4 protein-coding genes are annotated in these 6,190 nt (G+C 38.7%); 1 reads left to right on the plus strand and 3 read right to left on the minus strand.

Annotation, left to right across the window (positions count from 1 at the left end):
* Positions 1-5 precede the first annotated feature (5 nt).
* Both VJ786_RS06255 and VJ786_RS06260 read right to left on the minus strand, forming a co-directional pair.
* Positions 6-1,343 (minus strand): TlpA family protein disulfide reductase, encoded by a 1,338-nt coding sequence (locus tag VJ786_RS06255; protein ID WP_134776627.1) that lies wholly within the window; start codon positions 1,341-1,343, stop codon positions 6-8.
* Positions 1,344-1,872: 529 nt separating this feature from the next.
* Positions 1,873-2,640 (minus strand): methyltransferase domain-containing protein, encoded by a 768-nt coding sequence (locus VJ786_RS06260; RefSeq protein WP_134776628.1) that lies wholly within the window; start codon positions 2,638-2,640, stop codon positions 1,873-1,875.
* Positions 2,641-3,050: 410 nt separating this feature from the next.
* Here VJ786_RS06260 and katG point away from each other — a divergent pair, with 410 nt between their 5' ends.
* A complete protein-coding gene (gene katG, locus VJ786_RS06265; RefSeq protein WP_336557451.1) occupies positions 3,051-5,324 on the plus strand; it encodes a catalase/peroxidase HPI in 2,274 nt (757 codons plus the stop codon).
* Positions 5,325-5,451: 127 nt separating this feature from the next.
* On the opposite strand, the gene VJ786_RS06270 is transcribed toward katG, so the two are convergent.
* Entirely contained in the window at positions 5,452-5,838 is a 387-nt protein-coding gene (locus VJ786_RS06270) for a DUF1398 domain-containing protein (protein WP_134776630.1), read from the minus strand.
* Between the last annotated feature and the right edge of the window lie 352 nt (positions 5,839-6,190).

Raw genomic sequence — 6,190 nt, forward strand, 5'->3', positions numbered from 1 at the left:
GTATTTTACAGTTTTAATAAGTTTTTAATTTCCTCCGACCCCGGTCGTGGTGCATTCGGACTAATGATACTTCCATTTTCAGCAAAAATAAAATACCTAGGTATAGCATTAATTTCATATTTCTTCATAAAATTAGATTTGCTTGGATTAGTTAATAAATAACTATCTGAGACTCCTAATTCTTCTTCTTTATTCGCTTTCAACCAATCATTCTGAACTTTATCGGTGGAAATATAAACGAAAACCACATTTGAAGCAACTGAACTTTTCTTTAACATCCTGCTGTTTGGAAATTCTGCCCGACAAGGTGAACACCAACTCGCCCAAACATCCAAATAGACCTTCTTTCCTTTGTACTTCGAAAGCATTTGATCAAAACTAATTGTAGTGCCATCAGGCATTAATAATTGATCAACAATATTCATATCTGCATCAAAAGTGGCTGAATATTTTGTTTCTAGCAAAGTAAGGTATTCCTTGTCCTTAAATTTGTCCTTCAATTTAGTTAGTGAAGTTTTTGCTTGATCTGAATTAATGGAAGAAAGATATTCTCTTGAAAAATTATACAGTACATAGTCCTTACTACTTCCTGTAAAATTGGAATCAGCCACCACGATGATCCTTTCCATAGTATAGTCTTTACCCAAAAGATTAGCCATATGTTTCCACAATAAGCTTTGGTAATAATGAATTGAAAGATTGCTGTCTATATTGATCTTTTCTTTCAAATCAACAGGGTCTGTATCTATCCCTTTGGTTTGGGTAAGTTTAAGAAAGGAATAGTATGCTTCCTTCTTAAGCCAGTTTGCATAGGATTTCTTGATCTCACCTTTTTGCAGTAAATTATCCGTATAATTTAAAGTTGACTCATAAACTTCTTTCGCAGATCCCTTCCTATTAAGGAAGTATTCAAAAATATTAATTCCTTTGAACGATAACTCTGCAACGAAATTTAATTCTCGTTCGGAGAATGTATTATTATTGAGAACCTTAATATATGGATATTTATTCTTGCTCGATATAATAAGGCTATCGCCTGGTTTTATGGGATAGATTAATTCAGTAGGAGTTGGGAAATAGACTAGGCTGGAATATTGATCAAAATAATAAGCACTAAAATTACTGTCAGGCTTTACATTTATTTGATTAGATTTTATGGATAAAATGTCTAATATATGATTGACATTAGGCTCAAATTTGATATAAATACTATCCACTTTTTTTTCATTTTGTATTGATAGTTTATTATCTGAATCTTTATTTGATTTATTACCTGGATTTCCACATGCGATGAAAAATAAAATGCAAATCAGAAAACTCAATTCTTTGGCTAGTTTTATCATGATGAACCTATTATAAGATGATATAGTTTAATTGTTAGTTTGGAGCATGATTGGTAATATAAAAGATTTGATTAGTCCCTTAAATATAAGATAATGAATTGATAAATAAGATTAACAATTTAAATTTTATAGCAAATTCTTCAAAAAAAAGAGCGGGGATTTTTACGGATTAGGTACCGGTTACCTCCATGTTGCAAGTGAGGTTTAAGTGACATGTAAGTGAGGTGTAAGTGACTTTAGGCACTTGCACATTGCTTGCAATATGCATAAACTATGATTGGATTACGAAGGAAACCGCGTCATTGCGAGCCCTTGTCATTGCGAGGAACGAAGCAATCTTTTAGCCGCGTCATTGCGAGGAACGAAGCAATCTTCACCCATGTCATGCTGAGCGAAGTCGAAGCATCTACACATGATACCCGTATAGATCCTTCGACGCTGCTCAGGATGACAAGGTCCAAAGATTGCTTCGTCGTACCTCCTCGCAATGACGAGGAAACCTCCTCGCAATGACGCGTAATCAAAAAAACTAAGCCTTTACCCCATACAACAACAACCTCCTGAAAGGATAAACAACTGGTCTTTTCTCAAACCTTTCCCCTATCCTTCTCTTAAACTCACCATTAAACTCAATTTGTTGTTCCTCCGAAAGTCTTTCCATATAAGGTATCAAAGCCGAACCCGAAATAAAATGAAATAAGGTTTCCGTATCCTCGGCCACAATAGGATAAATCCTTTTCGAGATCTTCAAATTCACCATACCCTCCGCAATAAACATTTCCGTATATTCTTCCATGCTCAAAACCGGCGATGACCTATTCCAACCATTTAACTGATCCCGATAAGGTTCCTCGTTCGCCAGTTCAAATAAAATCTGGTTCAGTTCATTTTCAGTTTGGCAAGGCATCTGAACAGCCAACTGCCCTCCAGGATTTAATTTCTTGATCAGATCCGGAAATAAGGTATGATGATCACCCGACCATTGCAATGCCGCATTACTAAAAATCAAATCCCATCGCGACAATCTATTAATAAACTCCTCGAAAGTTTCTACCTTATAATATAATCGTTCGGTTTGATGCTCTTCTGCTCCCCGCAACATTTCCACTGAAGAATCAATCCCCAGAAATGTGGATTGCTGAAAACGTTCCGCCAACATTGCTGTCTGCTCCCCTGTTCCACATCCCAGGTCAACAGCCTGCATTTCCGTCCGCTCCTCGATCAGGTCCATCAAATCAAAAAAAGGTTGATATCGGATATCTTTAAATTGGTTATAAATTTCAGGGTTCCACGGCATATGTCTTTATCTTTAAAAATTATACATCTATTTTCTGTTCTAACAACCAATTTAGCCCGATTTTGTTTATTTGTCCACCTTTTGTCCACCCCCTCTTACTTCCAATAAACCTATTAATTCACTTAATTTGTGGCAACAAAAAGAAATTAAATATTTCGATTAGCGTTCGAATTACATGAGTTTTTAAATTGTCAATCCCGAAAAAGCAGCAATTTTCGGGATTATTTTTTTTAATAACTCATAGAGAAAATCTATCATGTTTTAAATATTAATTAGATTTTATTTATCTAACTTTAACTAAATTTATAAGAGAAAGTTACAACATGTACTGCCAATTATAAATGTGAGATAATAAAAAAACAACAGATACCAACGGATTCCCTTGGTATGAATTAATTCTAAAAAAAGATATGGAAAACGGATCAAACGACATTAGCAAATGCCCATTCCACAACGGCACTTTGAACCAGAAAATGACAGTAGCAGGTGGAGGAACTACCAACCACGATTGGTGGCCAAAACACCTTAAAGTAAGTTTACTACGCCAGCATTCCAACCTATCCAATCCAATGGATGATGGTTTTGACTACGCAGCCGAATTTAACTCCTTAGATTTAGCCGCAGTAAAACAAGATCTGCACGCTTTAATGACCGATTCTCAGGATTGGTGGCCGGCAGATTTTGGACACTATGGTGGTCTATTTATCCGTATGGCCTGGCACTCCGCAGGTACTTACCGTGTAGGTGATGGTCGTGGTGGTGCAGGTACCGGACAGCAACGTTTTGCTCCTTTAAATAGCTGGCCAGATAATGTGAGTTTGGATAAGGCACGCCGCTTATTGTGGCCGATCAAACAAAAATATGGTCGTAAGATTTCCTGGGCAGATTTAATGGTATTGACCGGAAATGTCGCCTTGGAATCTATGGGTTTCAAAACTTTCGGTTTTGCTGGTGGTCGTGTGGATGCGTTTGAACCTGATCAGGATGTATATTGGGGTTCGGAAGATAAATGGTTAGGCGGTGATGTGCGTTATGCGCATGGTTCTGAAGGGGTCGCTGAAAAACACGGCGTATTATCGGCAGATGATGATGCAGATGGAGATGTGCATTCCAGGAATCTGGAAAACCCATTGGCAGCTGTACAAATGGGATTGATCTATGTAAACCCGGAAGGACCTGATGGAAACCCAGACCCTATTTTAGCCGCAAAGGATATTCGCGATACCTTCGGAAGGATGGCAATGAACGATGAAGAGACCGTTGCATTGATCGCTGGTGGCCATACCTTTGGAAAAACACACGGCGCTGGACCTGCAGATAATGTAGGAAAAGAACCTGAAGCAGCAGGACTGGATGAACAAGGTTTTGGCTGGAAAAGCAGTTATAAATCGGGAGTTGGAGCCGATGCCATCACTTCGGGATTGGAAGTGATCTGGACGACCACCCCAACGCAATGGAGCAATAACTTTTTTGAAAACCTATTCAATTACGAATGGGAATTGACGAAAAGTCCTGCCGGTGCACATCAATGGGTGGCAAAAGATGCAGAAGAAACCATTCCAGATCCATTCGACAGTAACAAGAAACGGAAGCCAACCATGTTGACTACCGATCTTTCCCTACGTTTTGATCCAGAATATGGTAAGATCTCCAGACATTTCTTCGAAAATCCTGATGCTTTTGCTGATGCCTTTGCACGTGCATGGTTTAAATTGACTCACCGCGATATGGGACCTCGCTCCCGTTACCTGGGACCAGAAGTTCCTGCAGAAGAATTAATCTGGCAAGATCCAATTCCTGAAGTAAATCATGAATTGATCGCTGATGCAGATGCTGCCGATCTAAAGGGTAAGATTCTTTCTTCAGGTCTAACTGTTTCTGAACTGGCATCAACGGCATGGGCTTCTGCCTCTACTTTCCGTGGGTCGGATAAACGTGGTGGTGCTAATGGTGCCCGAATCCGTTTAGCGCCTCAAAAAGATTGGGAAGTGAATAATCCTAAACAATTGGATAAAGTGTTATCGGTTTTGACGCAAATCCAAAATGATTTCAATGGAGCACAGACAGCTGGTAAAAAAGTATCCTTAGCAGATCTTATTGTTCTTGCAGGAAATGCAGCCATTGAGAAGGCAGCACAAGATGCTGGAACGCCTGTTGAGGTAGCTTTTAAAGCGGGTCGTATGGATGCTTCGCAAGAGCAGACAGACATCGAATCGATTGGACACCTAGAGCCGATAGCTGATGGATTCCGCAACTATAAGAAAAGACGATATACTTCATCTACAGAAGAATTATTGATCGACAAAGCGCAATTATTAAACCTTTCAGCACCTGAATTAACTGTTCTGATTGCCGGTATGCGCGCATTGGACACGAACTTTGATGGTTCTAAAAATGGGGTATTCACGAACAGACCTGGACAGTTAACCAATGATTTCTTGGTCAATCTATTGGATATGAATACGGCTTGGAAGGCTGCTTCAGAAGATAAGGAATTATATATCGGTTCGGATCGTAAAACTGGTCAACCAAAATGGACCGGTACTCGAGCGGACCTGGTGTTCGGATCAAACGCGGAGCTTCGTGCCGTTGCCGAAGTCTACGCCAGCGCTGATGCTCAAGAGAAATTTGTGAAGGATTTCGCAAAAGCTTGGACGAAAGTGATGAATTCGGACATGTTTTAAAAAAGAGGAGGTTGGCCAAAAGCCAACCTCTCTTTTTTAAAACAGTATTTAGTAGTGAGTAGTTAGTATTTAGACCTATGACGCCCTAGGTCTAACTACTAACTACTAACTACTTTGTACTAAAATACTATCCCAAAGGTTCTTGGAGTATTTTATTTCCGTGGGAATCAAAGTAAGTACAGACCATTTTTTCTAGGTCGACAATCCAGTTATTAACGCCATTTTCAGCACATATTTTGATGAAATGAGGGAAGTCTGTTTTTCCTTGCTGGTGATCAATTAATTCTTTTGTAAAGGTTGGAAAGTTTACTTCGGATTGGATTTTTATAGGATCATATTTTGGTTCGGAAACGGCTTCGTAGCTATTTTCACCGAAATATATTTCTTTTCCATCGGATACGTTGAATTTAAAAGAAGTGACGCCAAGGTTTCTAATTTCTGCAATGTAGCGCGGAAAATCTGCACCTGTACTAACGCGACTATGTGCTTCTTCAATTTGTTTAATGCTGAACATTTTTGTGATTTTCTATATTAGGTTTTATTAATGATATGTGATGTTTTACTAATGATATGTGATGTTTTATTATTTTTTTGTATCATGTCGAGCTCGCATCATCGAGGTTCCATGTCATTGCGAGGTACGAAGCAATCTTTTTTTATATCCTTCCAATTAAATTATCATGACGTCTAGCATGTCATGCTGAGCGAAGTCGAAGCATCTGTTCATTTACCAGTGTTTAGATCCTTCGACTACGCTACCAATGACATGTTGTATAACCTATTGTTAATCAGGTCAATGTATCTTATCTAATTTCATATCGAACTCCAGTGCCAACCTGTTTAGGTACTTTTCCTTCTGCTTTTTC

It is taken from the genome of Sphingobacterium tenebrionis (assembly GCF_037126265.1).
Lineage (GTDB): Bacteria > Bacteroidota > Bacteroidia > Sphingobacteriales > Sphingobacteriaceae > Sphingobacterium > Sphingobacterium tenebrionis.

Excerpts from the sequence above, each read along its gene's own strand:
- VJ786_RS06260 (WP_134776628.1), bottom strand. The coding sequence starts at position 2,640 with ATGCCGTGGAACCCTGAAATTTATAACCAATTTAAAGATATCCGATAT.
- katG (WP_336557451.1), top strand. The coding sequence starts at position 3,051 with ATGGAAAACGGATCAAACGACATTAGCAAATGCCCATTCCACAACGGC.
- VJ786_RS06270 (WP_134776630.1), bottom strand. The coding sequence starts at position 5,838 with ATGTTCAGCATTAAACAAATTGAAGAAGCACATAGTCGCGTTAGTACA.
- VJ786_RS06255 (WP_134776627.1), bottom strand. The coding sequence starts at position 1,343 with ATGATAAAACTAGCCAAAGAATTGAGTTTTCTGATTTGCATTTTATTT.